Annotated in this window: 14 protein-coding genes; 5 read left to right on the top strand and 9 right to left on the bottom strand. The window is 33.3% G+C overall.

Annotated elements, in window-relative coordinates:
- Positions 1–263 precede the first annotated feature (263 nt).
- Positions 264–1,634, top strand: a complete 1,371-nt coding sequence (locus AC1DCY_RS09525; protein WP_477349631.1) for a YfcC family protein — start codon at positions 264–266, stop codon at positions 1,632–1,634.
- Between the two features lie 102 nt (positions 1,635–1,736).
- On the opposite strand, the gene AC1DCY_RS09530 is transcribed toward AC1DCY_RS09525, so the two are convergent.
- From AC1DCY_RS09530 to AC1DCY_RS09560, 7 genes are all read right to left on the bottom strand, one after another.
- Complete coding sequence (locus AC1DCY_RS09530; protein ID WP_477349531.1) at positions 1,737–2,663, bottom strand: TIGR03943 family putative permease subunit; 927 nt, start codon at positions 2,661–2,663, stop codon at positions 1,737–1,739.
- Between the two features lie 10 nt (positions 2,664–2,673).
- On the bottom strand, positions 2,674–3,672 hold the full coding sequence (locus AC1DCY_RS09535) for a permease (RefSeq protein WP_477349533.1): 999 nt from the start codon (positions 3,670–3,672) through the stop codon (positions 2,674–2,676).
- 601 nt (positions 3,673–4,273) lie between these two features.
- Positions 4,274–5,986, bottom strand: coding sequence for a sensor histidine kinase (locus AC1DCY_RS09540; RefSeq protein ID WP_477349535.1), 1,713 nt, complete (start codon positions 5,984–5,986; stop codon positions 4,274–4,276).
- Entirely contained in the window at positions 5,986–6,669 is a 684-nt protein-coding gene (locus AC1DCY_RS09545; protein WP_053482651.1) for a response regulator transcription factor, read from the bottom strand. The genes AC1DCY_RS09540 and AC1DCY_RS09545 overlap by 1 nt, the downstream gene beginning before the upstream one ends.
- 89 nt (positions 6,670–6,758) lie before the next feature.
- Positions 6,759–8,276, bottom strand: a complete 1,518-nt coding sequence (locus tag AC1DCY_RS09550) for a hypothetical protein (RefSeq protein WP_477349536.1) — start codon at positions 8,274–8,276, stop codon at positions 6,759–6,761.
- Positions 8,277–8,299: 23 nt separating this feature from the next.
- Complete coding sequence (locus AC1DCY_RS09555; protein WP_477349538.1) at positions 8,300–10,234, bottom strand: ABC transporter ATP-binding protein/permease; 1,935 nt, start codon at positions 10,232–10,234, stop codon at positions 8,300–8,302.
- Positions 10,235–10,515: 281 nt separating this feature from the next.
- On the bottom strand, positions 10,516–11,625 hold the full coding sequence (locus tag AC1DCY_RS09560) for a hypothetical protein (RefSeq protein WP_477349540.1): 1,110 nt from the start codon (positions 11,623–11,625) through the stop codon (positions 10,516–10,518).
- Between the two features lie 289 nt (positions 11,626–11,914).
- Here AC1DCY_RS09560 and AC1DCY_RS09565 point away from each other — a divergent pair, with 289 nt between their 5' ends.
- The 3 genes from AC1DCY_RS09565 to AC1DCY_RS09575 are packed head-to-tail and all read left to right on the top strand — an operon-like array spanning position 11,915 to position 13,672.
- Positions 11,915–12,403: a sigma-70 family RNA polymerase sigma factor gene (locus tag AC1DCY_RS09565; RefSeq protein WP_477349542.1), complete on the top strand. Its 489-nt coding sequence runs from the start codon at positions 11,915–11,917 to the stop codon at positions 12,401–12,403.
- Positions 12,396–13,394: an anti-sigma factor gene (locus AC1DCY_RS09570; RefSeq protein ID WP_477349544.1), complete on the top strand. Its 999-nt coding sequence runs from the start codon at positions 12,396–12,398 to the stop codon at positions 13,392–13,394. Before AC1DCY_RS09565 ends, AC1DCY_RS09570 begins: the two co-directional genes overlap by 8 nt.
- A complete protein-coding gene (locus AC1DCY_RS09575) occupies positions 13,376–13,672 on the top strand; it encodes a hypothetical protein (RefSeq protein WP_477349546.1) in 297 nt (98 codons plus the stop codon). The genes AC1DCY_RS09570 and AC1DCY_RS09575 overlap by 19 nt, the downstream gene beginning before the upstream one ends.
- A gap of 99 nt (positions 13,673–13,771) precedes the next feature.
- On the opposite strand, the gene AC1DCY_RS09580 is transcribed toward AC1DCY_RS09575, so the two are convergent.
- Entirely contained in the window at positions 13,772–14,968 is a 1,197-nt protein-coding gene (locus tag AC1DCY_RS09580; RefSeq protein WP_477349548.1) for an AraC family transcriptional regulator, read from the bottom strand.
- A 163-nt stretch (positions 14,969–15,131) separates the two neighbouring features.
- On the opposite strand from AC1DCY_RS09580, the gene AC1DCY_RS09585 reads away from it, so the two are divergent.
- A complete protein-coding gene (locus tag AC1DCY_RS09585; protein WP_477349549.1) occupies positions 15,132–15,890 on the top strand; it encodes an SDR family NAD(P)-dependent oxidoreductase in 759 nt (252 codons plus the stop codon).
- A 465-nt stretch (positions 15,891–16,355) separates the two neighbouring features.
- Here the strand turns inward: AC1DCY_RS09585 and AC1DCY_RS09590 are convergent, their stop codons facing one another.
- Positions 16,356–16,808 (bottom strand): DUF6097 family protein, encoded by a 453-nt coding sequence (locus AC1DCY_RS09590; protein ID WP_477349551.1) that lies wholly within the window; start codon positions 16,806–16,808, stop codon positions 16,356–16,358.
- Positions 16,809–16,922: the final 114 nt, after the last annotated feature.

A 16,922-nucleotide genomic window follows, 5' to 3' on the forward strand; every position in this document is an offset into this window, starting at 1 on the left:
AGATTTTCGAAATAGTAAATAATTGTTTGTTATCTCCCCTTTCCAATACAATTAACAGTCGATGAAATTAATATTTTTATATAATTTTATTGTTTTCTAAACTAATATATTCCCAACTTTTAATAGTTATGCAGAGAGATAAATTGTGATTTTAAGATAATTTTAATGTTTTTTCGAGAAAAAACAATATACAACTCTCTGCTGTATTCCTGTATAGTATAATTATTCGCATTAACAAGGGAGGAGATTTGCTTGTGAAAAAAATGATGAAAGTACCGCATACATATGCAATTATATTTATAGTCATACTTATTGCTGCAATCGGAACTTATATTATACCAGCTGGTAAATATGACAAAGAAGAGATTGATGGCAAGCTATACGTAGTCGATGGTAGTTACCATTCGGTAGAGCAGAATCCAGTCGGATTATTCGAATTATTTACTTCGATTCCTGCAGGGATGCAAGCTGGATCACAAATAATTTTCTACATTTTCCTACTTGGAGGAGCATTTGGGATTATTAAAACAACAGGGGCCATTGATGCTGGGATTAATGTAGTTGTTTCAAAATTAAAATCAAAAGATAAATTACTTATACCTTTAATTATGATTATCTTTTCAATTCTTGGTTTTACGACAGGGACATCAGAAGAGAACATTATTTTTGTACCAATTGGTATTGGTATCGCTATTGCACTTGGCTATGATGCCATTGTTGGTACCGCAATGATTACACTAGGTGCAGCAAGTGGATTCATTGGTGGTATGTTAAACCCATTTACAGTAGGGGTTGCACAAGGGATTGCAGAAATACCACTATTCTCAGGGTTCTTATTCCGTTCTTGTGTGTATGTCTTTATTTTAGCAGCGGCAATTTTTTATGTAATGCGATACGCCGCAAAAGTAAAGGCTGATCCTAAAGCTTCTGTCCTATATGGAGAAAAAATTGATCGTACTGTACGTACAGATGATAACGAAATTCCTGAATTTACTTGGAATCGAAAACTTGTATTAGTTATTCTTTTCGGCGGAATTGGCGTTAATATGTACGGGGTAATCAAGCAGGATTGGTTTTTGAACGAATTAGCCGCATCATTTATGATTATTGGATTTTTAGCAGGGATTGTTGGAAAATTAGGTGTCAATAAAACATTCGCCGCGTTTGTTGAAGGGATGAAACTTGTTGCATTTGGTGCATTAATAGTAGGTTTCGCTCGTACAATTTTGGTTGTAATGGATAACGGAGCGATTATAGATTCGGTCGTTTATGGCTTATCACATACTATTAGCCAATTGCCACCTGTATTTGGCGTCATAGGAATGTACATTGCACAAACATTTACTAACTTCTTTATACCATCTGGAAGTGGTCAAGCTGCAACAACGATGCCAATCATGGTTCCGTTGGCGGATATTCTCGATATGCCTCGTCAATTAGCTGTTCTTGCCTTCCAATATGGTGATGCAATTAGTAACTCAATTATTCCTACTTCAGCAGCGCTTATGGGCTACCTTGGTATTGCAGGTATACCATATGACAAATGGGTTAAATTCGTTTGGAAATTAATTTTGATTTGGATGGTTATTGCTTTAATCGGTTTAATTATTGCATTCTATATTGGTGTACAATAAATAAAAAAGTCTGTATCTTCGAATGAGTTGGAATGTTCAAATCTATCATATGTGGCAAAAGGCAATGAAGGTGATCCCTCATTGCCTTTTGTCAATATTATGTTAAAAGCTTATGAGAATATCAATTGGATATAGATAAGGTTTTTCAGGCTCTTCTATTTTCACCCAATTATCCACTTTAATAACGGGTAAGCTTTCTCCATTGTATGTTGTAATTTCGATTGTTCCAATTACTTCAATCCATGTATCATTATCTAGAGTATTACTTTCTGGAAATTCTACTAGAAAGCCTACTATACTTGCGTCAGCAATACAGTGAGTAATGAGAAATCTTGAAATGACCAATTGATTCTGAGGAAAGCTATCTTCATTTAAAACAAAACCTTTCAATTGTATCTTTTTCCCTAGATATTTTGATAAATCTTTATTAATATCCTCATAATAAATAGTGTAATCCTTATCTGTCATTTTAATAGTTTGATTTTGTGAGAGCTGTTCCTTTAAATGTTCGTATTCTTTTTTAGGCATCTCCTGCCTTTCTTCCATCAACATTGGATCTTGAGCATGTTCGTCATATATATTTTCGTTAACGGTTCTATTTGAAGTGATATAGTCTTCTATTTTAGATGTTTGGGATTGTTTAGTGAGAATTAAAGAAGCACCTTTTTTGTCAGCTATAGAAGCGTCCAGTACTTTCGCAGGCATAAAGAAACCAGTAAGTAATGGAGTAATGATAACTAGATAAGAAAATACCTTTTTTTTATTAATAGGTGAATCTCCGTGGTCGTGTTGAGTACAACAAGCTTGTTCAGTACTGTGACAATGTTGTTTTTTAGTTGAAAAAGAAAAAATCCTTGTCAATTGAACAAAAAATAAAAGTAAGAATAAAATAGCAACTGTTTTACTTAAATTTTCGTATTTTGGATTAATGAATTTTGTTATTTCTCCAGTCCAATGTAGGTTGAAAATCATGGCAGAAAAAGCTAATAAAATGATAGCTCTTACTGCTTGTTGAAAGTGAAATTTCATGTTTTCCCCCTTATATATAACTTGAAAGTATAAATAAACTAAAATAGACAACAGCGGCAATTAATATTAATAAACACATTACAAACTTAAAGCGAAATACTCCTATCAACATAATTGTATTTTTCAGATCAATCATAGGTCCTAAAATTAAAAATGCTAGAATGGAAGGTGTGGAGAAAATAGAGCTAAAAGAAGCCCCTATAAATGCATCCGCTTCAGAGCAAAGTGATAAAATAAATGCTAAGCCCATCATTACGACTATTGAAGAGGATACATCATTTCCTATTTCGACTAATGTTTTTGTCGACACATACGTTTGTACAATTGCAGCTAAAAATGCCCCTATTATTAAATATTTTCCCATGTCAAAAAATTCATCTATAGAGTGTTGTAACATATTAAATAACTTTCTTATGAATGAAGTTTTTATTACGTCTTTACGTGATGAATCTGTTTGAATCCCTCGTTTGAATTGTGTCCCCTTAAAAAGTAAGCTAATTATTAAAGATATGATAATAGCAATGAAGAAGCCTAAAATCATTCGTAGGCCTGCTATTTTTAAGTCATTGCCAAATGCCATATAGGTAGAGAGAATAACGATCGGATTAATAAGAGGGCCAGTTAACATAAATCCTATTGCGGCATGTATAGGTACTCCTTTTGAAATCAGCCTTCTAACAATAGGTACTATTCCACACTCGCAAGCAGGAAATAATGCCCCAACAATGCAACTCATTAAAACTGCCATAAATTTATTTTTAGGAATCCACTTTTGAATATGATCTTCAGTTATAAAAATTTGAATAAATCCTGCAATAAGGACTCCAATTAGCACAAAGGGGAGAGCCTCAATTAAAATACTAATAAATATAGTATTAAGATTCATAATGGACGAAGCGAGAGTCTCAAATGTTGAGTAGACTATTAAGAATGGTTGAATAAAGAATAAAAATAAAATGAAAATGAACCAAAAATTAAATAGATATTTAGGAATATAAAGACGTTCCACATTTACCTCCCTGAAGTCATTATCTTTGTAAACTGTAATGATTCCGTTTTAATATAAACTATGTAAAAGGACAACTAGGTATTACACAATACATTAGATTTTTGAAAAGCATTTCAAGTGTAAGAACTTTTAAATGATAATTTTAAGCATGAAGATAATTGTTTTTTTTGAAATACATTACATGTTTAAATTGAAGGATAGGAATTATAATTGGTTAAATGTAGGGAAAGGAAGGGACAAAATGAAATACATCGAAATGAAAGGTGATTTATTTTCAGTATCTAACGAGTACGCATTAGCACATTGGATTTTAGTGATGAAGTTATGAGGGTTGAAAGAACTTAAAAGAGAAGGTGAAATGTTGTTTAGTAAATATTTTCACCTTCTCTTTAATTTGGCTACCGTATGACTTGTTATATTGCTCATTTCTATACTGTTTTGGCGTGGAAATAGCTTTGATCTGTGAAGTTTAGCAATGAACCTATATCATCCCTACGTTAACTCTAATATTCTTCCTTAGTAGTCCAAATAATCTGTACTAACTGCTCTCAAGTCAAAGTAAAATTCAACTCCGTTTTCAGTGTTATTTACGCCGAAGCTACTATATATGACGTTCCAATATTTGTTTTACAATAGCTAAACCTAAGCCAGAACCACCAAATTCTTTGCTTCTTGATTTTTCTATTCTGTAAAATGGATCCCAAATTTGTTCGATTTCATCATAGGGAATGAAAATATTTTCATTTTCAATTTTAAACATATATTTATTTAAACCCTCTAGATAGACAATTTTGATGTTGATACGGTTATGTTTTGGCGTATATTTTACAGCGTTGACAAATAGGTTGGTAATGACTTGCTCGATTCTTTTTATATCTCCATTTACATAAGCTTCCTCATCAATTTCAAACAGAACCTGCAAGCCTTTTTCGTCAGCCATTGCTTTGAATTTATCGTACACCTTTAAAAATGTATGCCATAAGTCAAAGGTGCTTTCAGTAAGCTGATAAATAGGGGACTCTAGTCTCGAAATATCAAGCATTTCTTGTACCATTTCCGTCATTCGATCGACTTCATCCAAAATAACATCACAATATTTTAAGTCGTTTTGCTCATATACACCGTTTTTTATGCCTTTAATATAACCGTTTATTACGGTTAAAGGAGTCTTTAATTCATGAGACACGTTGGCAACAAACTCTTTTTCTTTTTCCTTCAACTTCAACTGTAATTCATAATCTTGTGCAAGTTTTTCATTGGCATGGACTAATTCCGTAATTTTCTGTTCTAGGTTTGTAGAAATTTTGTTTAATGCTTCACCCATTTGTCCAAGTTCGTCTTTGGACTTGACAAAATATTTTTCACTGAAATTTTGATGTGCAATCTGATTCGCGATCGTGCTCATTTTAACAAGAGGTTTAGATAATGTCTTGGAAAAAATAATAGCTATTATAATAACGATGATCATCGTAAAAACAAATAAAATAATATAGTACTGATTTAAATTGCCAATAACCTCATCCACAGATTGAAGAGAAGTGACAGCAAGTATTACCAAATCTGTTCCTTCCACATTTTCAATTAACATCAAATTATTAATGTCTGTCTGTGTGTCCCGTACCGGATATATTTGATTAGGTAACGTTTGACCTTCATTTTTATTTGTCATGACAATCATTTCTTGAATGAGGACATTTTTTTGTGCTGTGAAGGATTTACTTTCAGTTGGTTTAGAAATCACTTTCCCTTCAATTGTAATGGGCTTAGGCTGTTCATTCATCATTTCATTGTCACTTATAGTGATTCCTTCAAAAAATATCGTAGATGCATCGGTTGGCTCTAAAATTCGAGTACCAATTTTGATTTTTTTCGGGAGAACTAAGGATTCCTTATCATCTAATAGCAGACCCTCGATTGAGATATTGTTCTCTTTATTTATTTCTTTATAGTCAATAGACATAAAGTCATCTACGATTTTATACTCCTTGTTGTCCTTCGTTCTGATCACGAATTGCGAGTAATTATTGTTTAAAGACGCTCCGTAATGAGCCTGAAGTTGATTATTGATAACCGAAATAATAGCATTGTTACTCTCTGACATTTCAGTGATATACTGATTAATTGTGTCAGTCGACTCATGGTTTTTAATCTTTGATTCTATTGTATGGGCAAACTCTTCCATATTTTGTTTCTTATTATGGATATAGTAAGGTTCGAAATAAATCGATTGAAAGACGATTTGGACTATAAATATAGCAGTAAATAATAAGATATGAATTAAAAAAAGCTTGTAGGCAATCCCTCTTTTTCGCATTATTCCACCTCGAATTTATACCCTAAACCAAATACAGTTTTAATAAGGTAGGCTTTATGCTGTAAGTTTTTTCTAAGTTTTTTGACTTGCGCATCAACTACTCTTGCGCTTCCGAAATAATCATATCCCCATACTTCATTTAATATTTGATCTCTGGACAAGACAATATGCTTGTTTTCCATCAAATACAGTAAAAGATCAAATTGTTTTGGCTCTAATTCAATGGACGTGCTATCTATCCATACTTCACGTGTAAGTTTGTTAATCGTGACTCCTTTTAGCTGCAAGGTTTCTTTGTCTCTATCTTCTTTTTTAACAGTATAGATTCTATCGAGAAGAACTTTAGATTTAGCTACTAGAATCTCAGGATTAAACGGCTTAGTCATATAATCGTCCACTTTAAATTCATAGCCCATCAACTGATCTTCTACTTCTGATCGTGCTGTCAGCATGATGATAGGAATATCTGATTTTTTTCTAATTCTTCTGCACACGGAGAATCCGTCGATTTCTGGTAGCATGATGTCGAGAATGATTAAATCGACTGTTTCTTCTTCAAACATTTGCAGACCAACCTTACCATTCGTCGCAATTAGGATTTTGTATTCGTTCATTGTAAAATAGTCAGCTATTATATTAGCAATTTTCAGTTCATCTTCTATAATTAAAATCGTTCGCTTCATTAAAATCTCCTTATTTAATAAAGCAGGCATCTTCTTAGTAAAATTATTTACCGTAAAGAAGAAGGATGCCTGCTAAATATATGGGTTCGTTATTTCATCAATATTTGATATTCTCCGTCTTTTTCCTCATACTTGGCATCAAAGATTAATAAATCATTTCTTTGAATCGTAAGTAGTTTGTCTTTAGAGAATTTGATCTCCTTTTTAGGAATATATACAATCGTGTAACCCATTATCGTATTTGGATTCATCTTCGTCGGATCTTCCAAACCTTCCATAGGAGCTTCTATGAAAAGAGATTTCATTTTGTTAAGTTTGATCCGAGTATCTGGAAGGACTATTTCTCTTGTCGTTGTCTGTATTTCTGCTGGAATCCCTTTATATTGATATTCCACCATCATAACCTCAAACATAGCTGAGGAGTTTTGGATCGTCACAGGGATTCTGACTGCTGCATACTGGTTATCCTTCTGTTTGGATGCTATATCATCTACATAAGATTTTAGCTTACTATTATAAGAATTGTAATAATCATCGTTCGCTTTTTTAATATTTTGATGACCTTCAGCTTTTTTACTGCCAAATTCAGATTTCAACAATCCTAAAGGAGAAGCTGTTAATATGGTTTTGTCATTAAGGTTCAAGTCAACTGCAGAAGCAATGGCTAAAGCTCCGATATCATAAAATTCTCGGTCCTTCATCAAGAGTACTTCTTCTTGCTCTTGATTAGAATTATCTATAATATTTTGTTCAGTCAACTCATTTAATTCTTTTACAGATGCGTCTGGATGTTTGAGCATCTGATATGCTTTTGACTCTAGATAAGTAGCCATTCCTTCAATATTATCGTAGCCGTCTTGGTCCTTATTCTTTTTGTTACTATTTAAATATAATTCATAAAAATATACCGCTTTTTGAATCTGATCGATTTTCTCATCTTTCTTCTTGGATTCAATAGCTTTTTTTAGGTATTGGTACATTTCATTTCGGTAATATCTACTGTCGATATCTTCGGGATATGTTTCAGCTCTTGTACCAAGACCTTCCACAGTGCCTCCAGACTGTAGTAGAATATGAATCCCTTCATGGACAATAAACTTAAATACATTTTCATATGCTTTCTCATCTGCGCCAGAAATCAAGTCTGACGCAAAATCAAGGTTAAATACATAGGTAGGGTGACCGTTGAATGTCGTAAGTTGGAATGGCGTCACCAACAATTGGGTATCCTTTATGGAATCCGTACTATACTCAATCACTTCGTCTTTAGGTCCAATATCGGTTTTCTGGTTGTTAATTAAATAGGCCATTTTATTTGAAGGATTTAACAATAATATTTGTTTATCCTCATTATTGAACGATGGCCATAGCTTGCTTGCATCGTCTATTAAAATCTTTTTTATATCTTTCACTAATTCAGGTGTTATTTCTCTAATTTTTTTACTATTTTCAATCGGGTTGCTGTCCATCGAATCTTCGTTCGTCTTCTGGGAGTCTTCAACCTTCTTGTTTTCAGGCTTTTCTGTCGGTTCCTGATTATTATTGTTGCATGCCGTTAATATGGTGATGATCAAAATCATAAACATTAAACGTATTGTTTTTAACATAATTATCATCCTTCTTTTAATAATTAATCCTGTTTAAGTAGTTGAATCGGATTTAACTTTGCTGCTTGGTTAGCAGGAATCATACATGCCAATACATTAATTATGATGCCAAATCCTATAGTTAGCAGGACTGTAAATACATCTATATGTAACAGCTCGAAATGAATTTTAGCTTCCAGTACACGGTTCAAAATAACCTGAACCACAATGCCCAGCACTGTACCATTGATAGAAGCCATGCCTCCCAATAAAATCGCTTCCGAAAAGAAGATCCAGCGAACTTCTCTATTTCTGCCGCCAATTGCTTTGAACAAACCAATTTCTTTTCTTCGCTCTAAAACACTGATATAAAGAATAATTCCTACCATAATAGAGGAGATTAAGAGAATTAGCATAGAAACGCCAGTAATAGCAAGCTCTATATTTTTAAATGTTTTAGTTAACTCTTTCAATACGTTTTCAGGTGTTGTAATGGTATAGCTTTGTTTAAACTGGTTGACAACGGATTTGATTGAACTTTTATCATCCACATACACTTCATACTTGTTAGTCGTTATTTCTGAGTCTTTTCCGATAAATCTTGAACGTTTAACAACCTCTGTGTGGAAATCGTATGGAATATATGAATATTCTTTTCCGATAAAAGATTGTTCCGTAATGGCAGAGATCTTCAGCTTTTGCGTGTCCCATCGAGAGGGATAGCTCGTAATTTCATCCATGGACAAAAATTTAACAGTAATCTCTTTGCCGATTAAATCTTCCAGCTTGCCGTCTTCTTTTAGCAATTTTTTGGCTGTGCTTTCTGACAAGGCAATTCCGTGCTCCTCATCTTTTGGAAGTTGGCCATATAATACTTTCGGCAAGGCGTAATCGTTTCTATTTTTTTCTTTATGCAAAGGTTTGACATCAAAGCCGATGATATCTTTTTTCTCAATTCTTGCCGAAAGCTCGAATTCAGGCTGCACTAATTTGATATGCTCATTTTTCTTGAGTTCATAATAATCGGAACTAACCATATAATCTTGTTCCTTTTTAAAATCTAGCTTTTTACTGTCTATTACTTTATCAGATGAATACTGTATATAGTTGTCTATTCCACTCCCGAACGCCAGAGCCAGTAAAAATCCACATATCCCGATAGAGATACCTATGGATACAAGGAAATAGCGCCACCTTTTTTCCTTAATCCTGTGATAAGAAAGTCTAAATGCTGATTTTAGTTGAAAAGAACGTTTCCGGGATGGTTCTTCTGGTATCTCCATTTGAACAGAATCCCGTTTACTTTGTTTCCTGTCCTCGATGATCTCTCCGTCTTTCACTCGAACGATTCTTGAAGCTTGCTCAGCAACCGCCTCATCGTGGGTGACTACAACGACCAAGCGGCCTTGCTCAGAAATACTTTTCAATAAATCAATTATTTCTTGAGAAGTATGGGAATCTAAGGCACCCGTAGGTTCATCAGCCAATATGATGTTAGGCGACTTAACTAACGCTCTTGCAATCGCAACTCTTTGCTGCTGTCCTCCCGACAATTCATTAGCCTTTTGGTGAATCGCTTTTTCCAGACCAACTTCTCGAAGGGCGTGTACACATTTTTGGTGAGCTTCCTTTTTCTCATACGAGCTCATAGCCAAAGCCAATTCTACATTTTCCAACACAGTCAGATGAGGAATTAGATGGAAATGTTGAAACACAAATCCGACATTATCTTTACGGTAATCAGAATACTGATGATCGTTAAACGTCGACATAGGTGTTTTATTTATGTACACCTCTCCGGAATCGGGTTTATCCAGCCCTCCAAGTGTGTTGAGAAGTGTAGACTTTCCAGAGCCAGAAGCTCCTACAATCGCAACGAACTCACCGTGATCTAACATTAAATTTACATTTTTTAATGCAGGGATTGGGGTTGATTTATCGGGATAATAGGTTTTACTAACATTTCTAATTTCTATCATTGAACCACTCCATCTCTTCTAATTGTTGTCTATGATAATGGTTGGTTATGATGGCCTTATGAATACCTTATGACTTTTTTGTGACTAATGGAGAAGGATATCGATTTAAAAGTTTGACCTGAACTTATTGTTTGACTACAAAAGAAAGGGAGTTATTCCACATGACTTGTGGAATAACTCCCTTAAACTTTCTATTATTTATATCTACTCATCGGAAGCCCCAAGGAAAGCGCCTAGTCGGAACAAAAATCAACCCTACGTTATAGAGAGAAGTCTTTATATTATGGTTGGTATACCTTGCCTTTTATCGTTACTTTAGAAGCTGAGATTAGAATTTCTTTATTTGCTTCATAATATGGATTTAAAATTTTATCGAAAGCAGCCCATTTTTCACTAGATTTTTCAGAGTCACCTTTTTTATCAAGAGCTGTTGCTTCTTCATAAAGTTTTTTTAATTGTTTTTTATCTGTTGCTTTGATTTCGAAATCAAAGTTAGATAAGTATTCTTCAAAGCTAAGTGGCTTCATGTAAGGATTAATCTTTTCATTGAAGTCATTCCATAGCTTTTCAGATAATTGATCATTTTTATCTGCATCTGCTTTTTGAGCATCTTTATAAAGTGTTTTTAGTTTTGGCATTGCTTCAGCTGAAATATTTAATTCCATATCTGAAATGTATTCTTCAAATGTTACTGGTGGATATAGTGCATCTAAATAAGGTTGAAGAATCTTCTGGAATTCATCGAATTTTTCTTGTGCTTTTTCTTCTTTACCGGCTTTTTCTAGTTTTACCCACTGTTGATAAATATCTTTCAGCTGCTTTTTATCTTTTTCTTTAATAACTATATTTTTTTCACCAAATCCATACTCTTCAATGAACTCTTCAAAGGATACAGGTACCCAGCTAGCTAAAATATACGGCTTTGTGATTTTATCCATTGCTAGATTAATTTTTTCTGCTTCATCATATTTCTCTCCTTTCTCTAACTTTTTCATTTGATTAAACATTTTTTCTAATTTTGCTAAATCTTCTTTTGTTATTTCTTTAGGTAAGCTTTTCTTATATACATCAAACGTATAGAAGTCTGAATAATCTTCTACTAAGCTACCTTCTACAGAGATTTCCTGACCTTCTACTAACTTCATTTTTTCTATTTGCGCATCTGAAAATTTCTGAATTCCGATATAGTAGTTTTTACCGTCTTTACCTTTAATATTTAGTCCGTCTCCATCAATGCTTTTAATAGTTCCTTTAATTTGTTGCTCAGCTTGAACTGTTATTTCGTTTGTTGTTTTTACTGATTTAGCTCCAGCTTGATACGGTGTGAAGACAGCCATTCCTATTGTTAGTGCTGATGCAATCATCCAAGCTTGCTTAGTTGTTTTTTTCATAATTATTTCTCCTCTTTTTTTTAAGACTTATATGCTAACAATTCATAAGATAATGCTTTGTTATGACGACCTTATGAATTCGATATGACTTTTTTGTGACTATTGGAAAAGTTTATCGGTGCATGCAAAAGTAAGCAAAACGATTTCTCGTATCGTCTTATACGTTTACTACATAGATATTTCACAGAAATTCTTAGATCTAACCAAAAGATGATAAAATTGCAAAAAAAAGAATTTAGTGCAACTTTTCTTATTGCTGAAACGAGGATAGATTGAAAGGTGGGAAGAGATGGACATTGAACAGCTTTATTTGCGCTATATAAACGATATCTATCGGTATTTATATTCCTTATGCAAAAACCCAACATTAGCAGAGGATTTAATGCAGGATACTTTTTATAAAGCGCACCTTACATTACTTTCTAATACGGTCCAAGACATTAAACCATGGTTATTTAAAGTAGCTTATTATACCCATATCGATTACATACGAAAAGAGCACCGTGTGGACCTTACGAATAATCTTGAACGATCAACACATATGACACCTGAAACCATTGCGGTATATGAGGAATCCTTCCATTCGTTAATTTCTTTACTCGATCAGCTATCGCCTTATGAAAAGCAGGCAATTATGTTGTGTGATCTGCACGATTGTACTTATGAGCAAGCGTCAAATATTTTAGATTTAAAATTAAATACGCTCAAAAGCCATTTATTACGTGGTCGAAAAAAGATGAGAATTTTAATAGAAAAGGAGAGACAACAATATGGATGATTATGAAAAATTAATAGCCAACTCCAAAGCAGAAATCGCAAATATAAAAGATCAAAGTAAATTTCAAAAAGCTATTAAAAGAACAATTTTTACGTCAAAATCGAAGTTGATTTTTGCAACTTTAACGATGATATTATTGATTGTGCCAATTAGTTTTATGTTGACATTAATGTATTACGCCTTCGGTACAAAGTCTACAACATTAATGGAAGTAGCAAGTAAAACGTTGTATGTTACAGAGCCTAATACATCATTAGAAGAAATGGAGTTTGATATGTCCTTTACGCCATTTTCGATGAAGCTTGCTTTTGAGCAATATAAGCGAATAGGAGAGGAAGACTATAAAGCGAACACGTATGATTTACGTTTTTTCCTTGGTGGCTTATCTAAAAAAGAAGTGACAACATCTTTAGAAAAAGTAGCTCCAAAAAACCCAACAGAAACTAATCCTTGGCTAATACATCCTGAAAACAGGAATTTGAAGATGGATACGGGTCGAGAATTGCGGGTGCTTAATGGTTTACCAGATGAAACAGTTGTGGAAGCTTATATTTCATTTTTTGATCTTATGACAGTTAAGGAAGTTGAAGATGCAATGCCTAATGTCGATGTCGTGTGGGCTGCTGTCGATACCGGTGTAGAAAAAACAAATTTAAGTAAAGATGGCAACGTTGTTTCACCAATTGGCTATCCTGTGCAACGTGATAATTCTACTTGGTCACCATTTCGAGATTCAGCGTCAAATGAAGAAGTATTTAAAGATATTTTAAAGACTATGGAGAACCATGAAGAGCTTGCGACAGCGATATCTAGCGCGAAAAATTTAGCATTGCCAGAGCGTATTGCTTACATTAATAAACATGGCGTAAAGACTTATGGGGTTGTAGTAACAGGACCGAAAAAAGAGGTCCTTGCATCATTAGAAAAAATGAATAATAGTGTACGGTATTTAAAAGTAGGTGAGGTGAAATTATGGAACTGGTCACGTTAAAACGATTTGAAAAGGGATTCGTCACAGCTGGATGGTTTGGAGTCATTAGTGGCTTATGTCTACTGCTATTACTTAATATTACGCTATTAACGAATATTGATATAACGTCTAATAACCTCTTTCTGTTTATTTATTTGACAGCCCCCCTTAGCGTTATTGCGTTATTTTCTAAAAAAAGTCGTTCATTAGGTCTATGGGGGTTAAGTATTGAATTATTTATTATGATATTTACAGTCATTTTTTTCGGCTTAGGATGGATAGTAACGCCGTTTCCGTAAAAAAACTATGCCTATTGCTATGTGTTGAAAAAACTTAAAAGAGAAGGTGAAATTGTTATCTTAGCGATAATTTCCCCTTCTCTTTAATTTGGCTGTCGATTACTTATTATAGTGCTCATTTCTATACTGTTTTGGTGTGATGCCTGTGAATTTTTTAAAGATTTTAATGAAATAGCTTTGATCAGTGAAATTTAGCAATGAACCAATATCTAAGATTGGATAATTTGTGAAAGTTAATAGTCTCTTTGCTTCATCGATACGTTGTTGTTGAATATATTCACTGATTGAAATGCCGACTTCCTTTTTAAATAAAGATGAAAGATAATTGGGACTTAAGTGGCAGATATCTGCAAGTTGATCCAAAGTAACTTCACCATAAATGTGATTATCAATATAATGATGACAAGTTGTGATTGTCGCAGAAAACATTTCTTTATTTGCTTTAGATACTCGATTAGTAAAGTCGTAAATGGCTTCCTCTGTTAAAGCGAGTATTGTATGCCAACTATCTTGTTCCTCGAGTTTTTGAATATAGAAATCACTTAATGTAAGTGCGGTTTCTTCATTTAATCCACCTTCTATGGCTGCACGACAAGTAAGGGCTATTCCGGTTATCATTAGATTCTGTAAACTTCTTAGCCGACTATGTTTAGATAGTACGCCAAGTTCAGCTTCTCCGACGATAGAGTAGTTCAGCACCTCAGTTAATTTATCCTTACGCCCGTTTTTCACATAGTCTAACAATATTTTTTCATAATAAAGGTTTGTATGAACAATATAGTTTCTTCTTGCATTTGAAAGTTCAAGAATCGTATTTTCTTCCTGGATAATAATCGGCTTTAATGCTTGGTTGTTATGTATAACCATCGTTTTGTTTAGTTTTTGTCGATAAATAAGATAGTAAACGAATAAACTAATTGATAAAAATTGTTGGTAATGGAGAGACGGGATGGGTTGATCGCCATCATAGAAATTTATTTTTTCATCAGACATTTCTGAGGAAAGTGAAGGTCCCACTATGATTGAACCTAAAAATTGCTGATCCATTTTCAAATTAATATAGAAAAAATTTAATTTACCTTTAGAGAAAAAAATCGGGAAATCACTTGGAGTAGTATGAAATGGATATGCTCGAATGTGATCTTTTAAAGGAGCAAAATGTGAGTTTTCTTGGAAATGTTTTGAAGTGTACTCAAAAGTAATTTCTCCAAATTGATTGATATAAAAAACAGAAAGATTATGTGTTTCATAAATTAGCTGACAAATATATTGAAGATCGATTGAGGAGATTTTCATCTTTCTAACCCCATTTCTATTTTTAATAATCACCATGAAAGTAGTAATATTTTTGGCTAAATACAATGAGAAAATACTATTTTGTGTAGAATAATACAATAAAAATTGTTGATTTGGCAATAAAATAGACAGTGAATTAAATATATCAAGGGGGAAATAAAGTATGGATCTTTTAAATAAAATTGCAGTCGTAACTGGAGCTGGAAGCGGTATTGGCAGAGCCAGCAGTATTAAACTTGCTAGTAATGGGGCAAAAGTTGTAGTGGTCGATTTCAATAAGGAAACAGGTGAAGAAACTTTAAGCCTGATTAAGGAACAGGGTGGCGAAGGTATCTTCGTTCAAGCCGATGTTTCGAAAAGTGAAGATGTTCAGAAATATGTAAATGCTACAATTGAAACATATGGACGTATCGATGTATTTTTCAATAATGCTGGGATTATTCAAAAAATTTCACCACTTACTGAGATTGATGATGCTGAATATGATCGTATTATGTCCATCAATGTAAAAGGCGTATTCCTTGGCTTAAAACATGTTTTGAAAGTAATGGAAGGTCAAGGTAGTGGTTCAATCATTAATACAGCTTCAACAGCAGGTATCCGAAGCGAACACAGTATGGCTGCATACTCTGCAAGTAAACATGCTGTCGTTGGTTTGACTAAATCAGCTTCGTTAGAATACGTTAAAAAAGGCATTCGCATTAATGCTATTTGTCCAGGCGGTGTTCAAACAGCGTTAACAAATAGTGTTACAGAAATGTTTGAAACAACTGGCTATATTCCAGATGAACTTCCGAACATGCGAATGGGACGTTATGCAGCACCAGAAGAGTTAGCAGAAATGGTTGCTTTCTTAGCATCTGAACGCGCTAGTTATATGACAGGATCAATAGTTCTTGTTGATGGTGGTTTAACTTTATAAATAAGAAAAATCCCGAATATTGAACGTTATTCGGGATTTTGTTTTTCTTATCTTATGTTTTTAATTTATCCTAAAGCCTTTTATTAAACATCGTTATAAATGAATAATTCAATTGAGCGTGTTCAATCAGTTTTCGTTTTAAAACACGCTCTTAATGTAAAATGCTACTTGGGGAAAGGAAAACTATGCTGTTTTCTTTTGTTTGGATACAGGAACAGAACGATTTAAAATACTATTGGCCATCATTCCAATCATAATAATGATCATTGGTCATTATACGCAAAAATAAATGAATGGTTTAAGTGTGAATCAGACTTAAAAGATATTTCACTAAATGGTGAGTTTGTAAAAGGAAGTACTGGAATTATGAGAGATAGGAAAGAGCGCTCACCCTTTCCTATCTCCTTAAAGGTATTTTTTAATTGATTTGGAGAGAAAGTTAGTTAAAAACTGCTTTTCAATATTTTAGTTTAATTGTTCCAATAATTTAAACTTTAAATTAGGATATATTTTATAATACATTTTCTTTTCTATTAATTTATGTGCAATTACAATAGAAGCAAATACAAAAGCGTACAGAATAAACGCCCATGGATAAGCTAAAAACCAATCAAGTACATTTTTAAAGATGTCCTCTCGATCTATTACTTTTAGCTTTCCTAATATCATATAAACAATAAAGACAACGATTGGTAATGCAATAACACCCGAGATAATGTTTAAAGATCGTTTTTTATTCCGAGCTTCGATAAAAGTAGGTTCATTTAAATATTCACTAACCCCCACCACTTGTTTTTCAAAAGTATCTTCACTTTTAATAGGTAAGTTGTAATCATTAATTATTTTGTGAAGCTGTTTAAGTTCTTCCACGCTAGAAAAAAATTCAACCATCGTTTTTCCGTAATTCAGTTTCCTCACTTCTTTCTCTAATATTTTGTGTATAGTACCATAAATGAAAGGTTGTTTCTATTTGCATGTCGATTGGGTTTTTACTAATTTTTCCATAGTTGTTTTTGATTAGTGTTTCATTCA

The organism is Lysinibacillus sp. 10T31 (genome assembly GCF_056394365.1).

Coding starts and splice junctions, on each gene's coding strand:
- AC1DCY_RS09525 (WP_477349631.1), top strand. CDS start 264: ATGATGAAAGTACCGCATACATATGCAATTATATTTATAGTCATACTT.
- AC1DCY_RS09530 (WP_477349531.1), bottom strand. CDS start 2,663: ATGAAATTTCACTTTCAACAAGCAGTAAGAGCTATCATTTTATTAGCT.
- AC1DCY_RS09540 (WP_477349535.1), bottom strand. CDS start 5,986: ATGCGAAAAAGAGGGATTGCCTACAAGCTTTTTTTAATTCATATCTTA.
- AC1DCY_RS09545 (WP_053482651.1), bottom strand. CDS start 6,669: ATGAAGCGAACGATTTTAATTATAGAAGATGAACTGAAAATTGCTAAT.
- AC1DCY_RS09550 (WP_477349536.1), bottom strand. CDS start 8,276: ATGTTAAAAACAATACGTTTAATGTTTATGATTTTGATCATCACCATA.
- AC1DCY_RS09555 (WP_477349538.1), bottom strand. CDS start 10,234: ATGATAGAAATTAGAAATGTTAGTAAAACCTATTATCCCGATAAATCA.
- AC1DCY_RS09560 (WP_477349540.1), bottom strand. CDS start 11,625: ATGAAAAAAACAACTAAGCAAGCTTGGATGATTGCATCAGCACTAACA.
- AC1DCY_RS09565 (WP_477349542.1), top strand. CDS start 11,915: ATGGACATTGAACAGCTTTATTTGCGCTATATAAACGATATCTATCGG.
- AC1DCY_RS09570 (WP_477349544.1), top strand. CDS start 12,396: ATGGATGATTATGAAAAATTAATAGCCAACTCCAAAGCAGAAATCGCA.
- AC1DCY_RS09575 (WP_477349546.1), top strand. CDS start 13,376: ATGGAACTGGTCACGTTAAAACGATTTGAAAAGGGATTCGTCACAGCT.
- AC1DCY_RS09580 (WP_477349548.1), bottom strand. CDS start 14,968: ATGAAAATCTCCTCAATCGATCTTCAATATATTTGTCAGCTAATTTAT.
- AC1DCY_RS09585 (WP_477349549.1), top strand. CDS start 15,132: ATGGATCTTTTAAATAAAATTGCAGTCGTAACTGGAGCTGGAAGCGGT.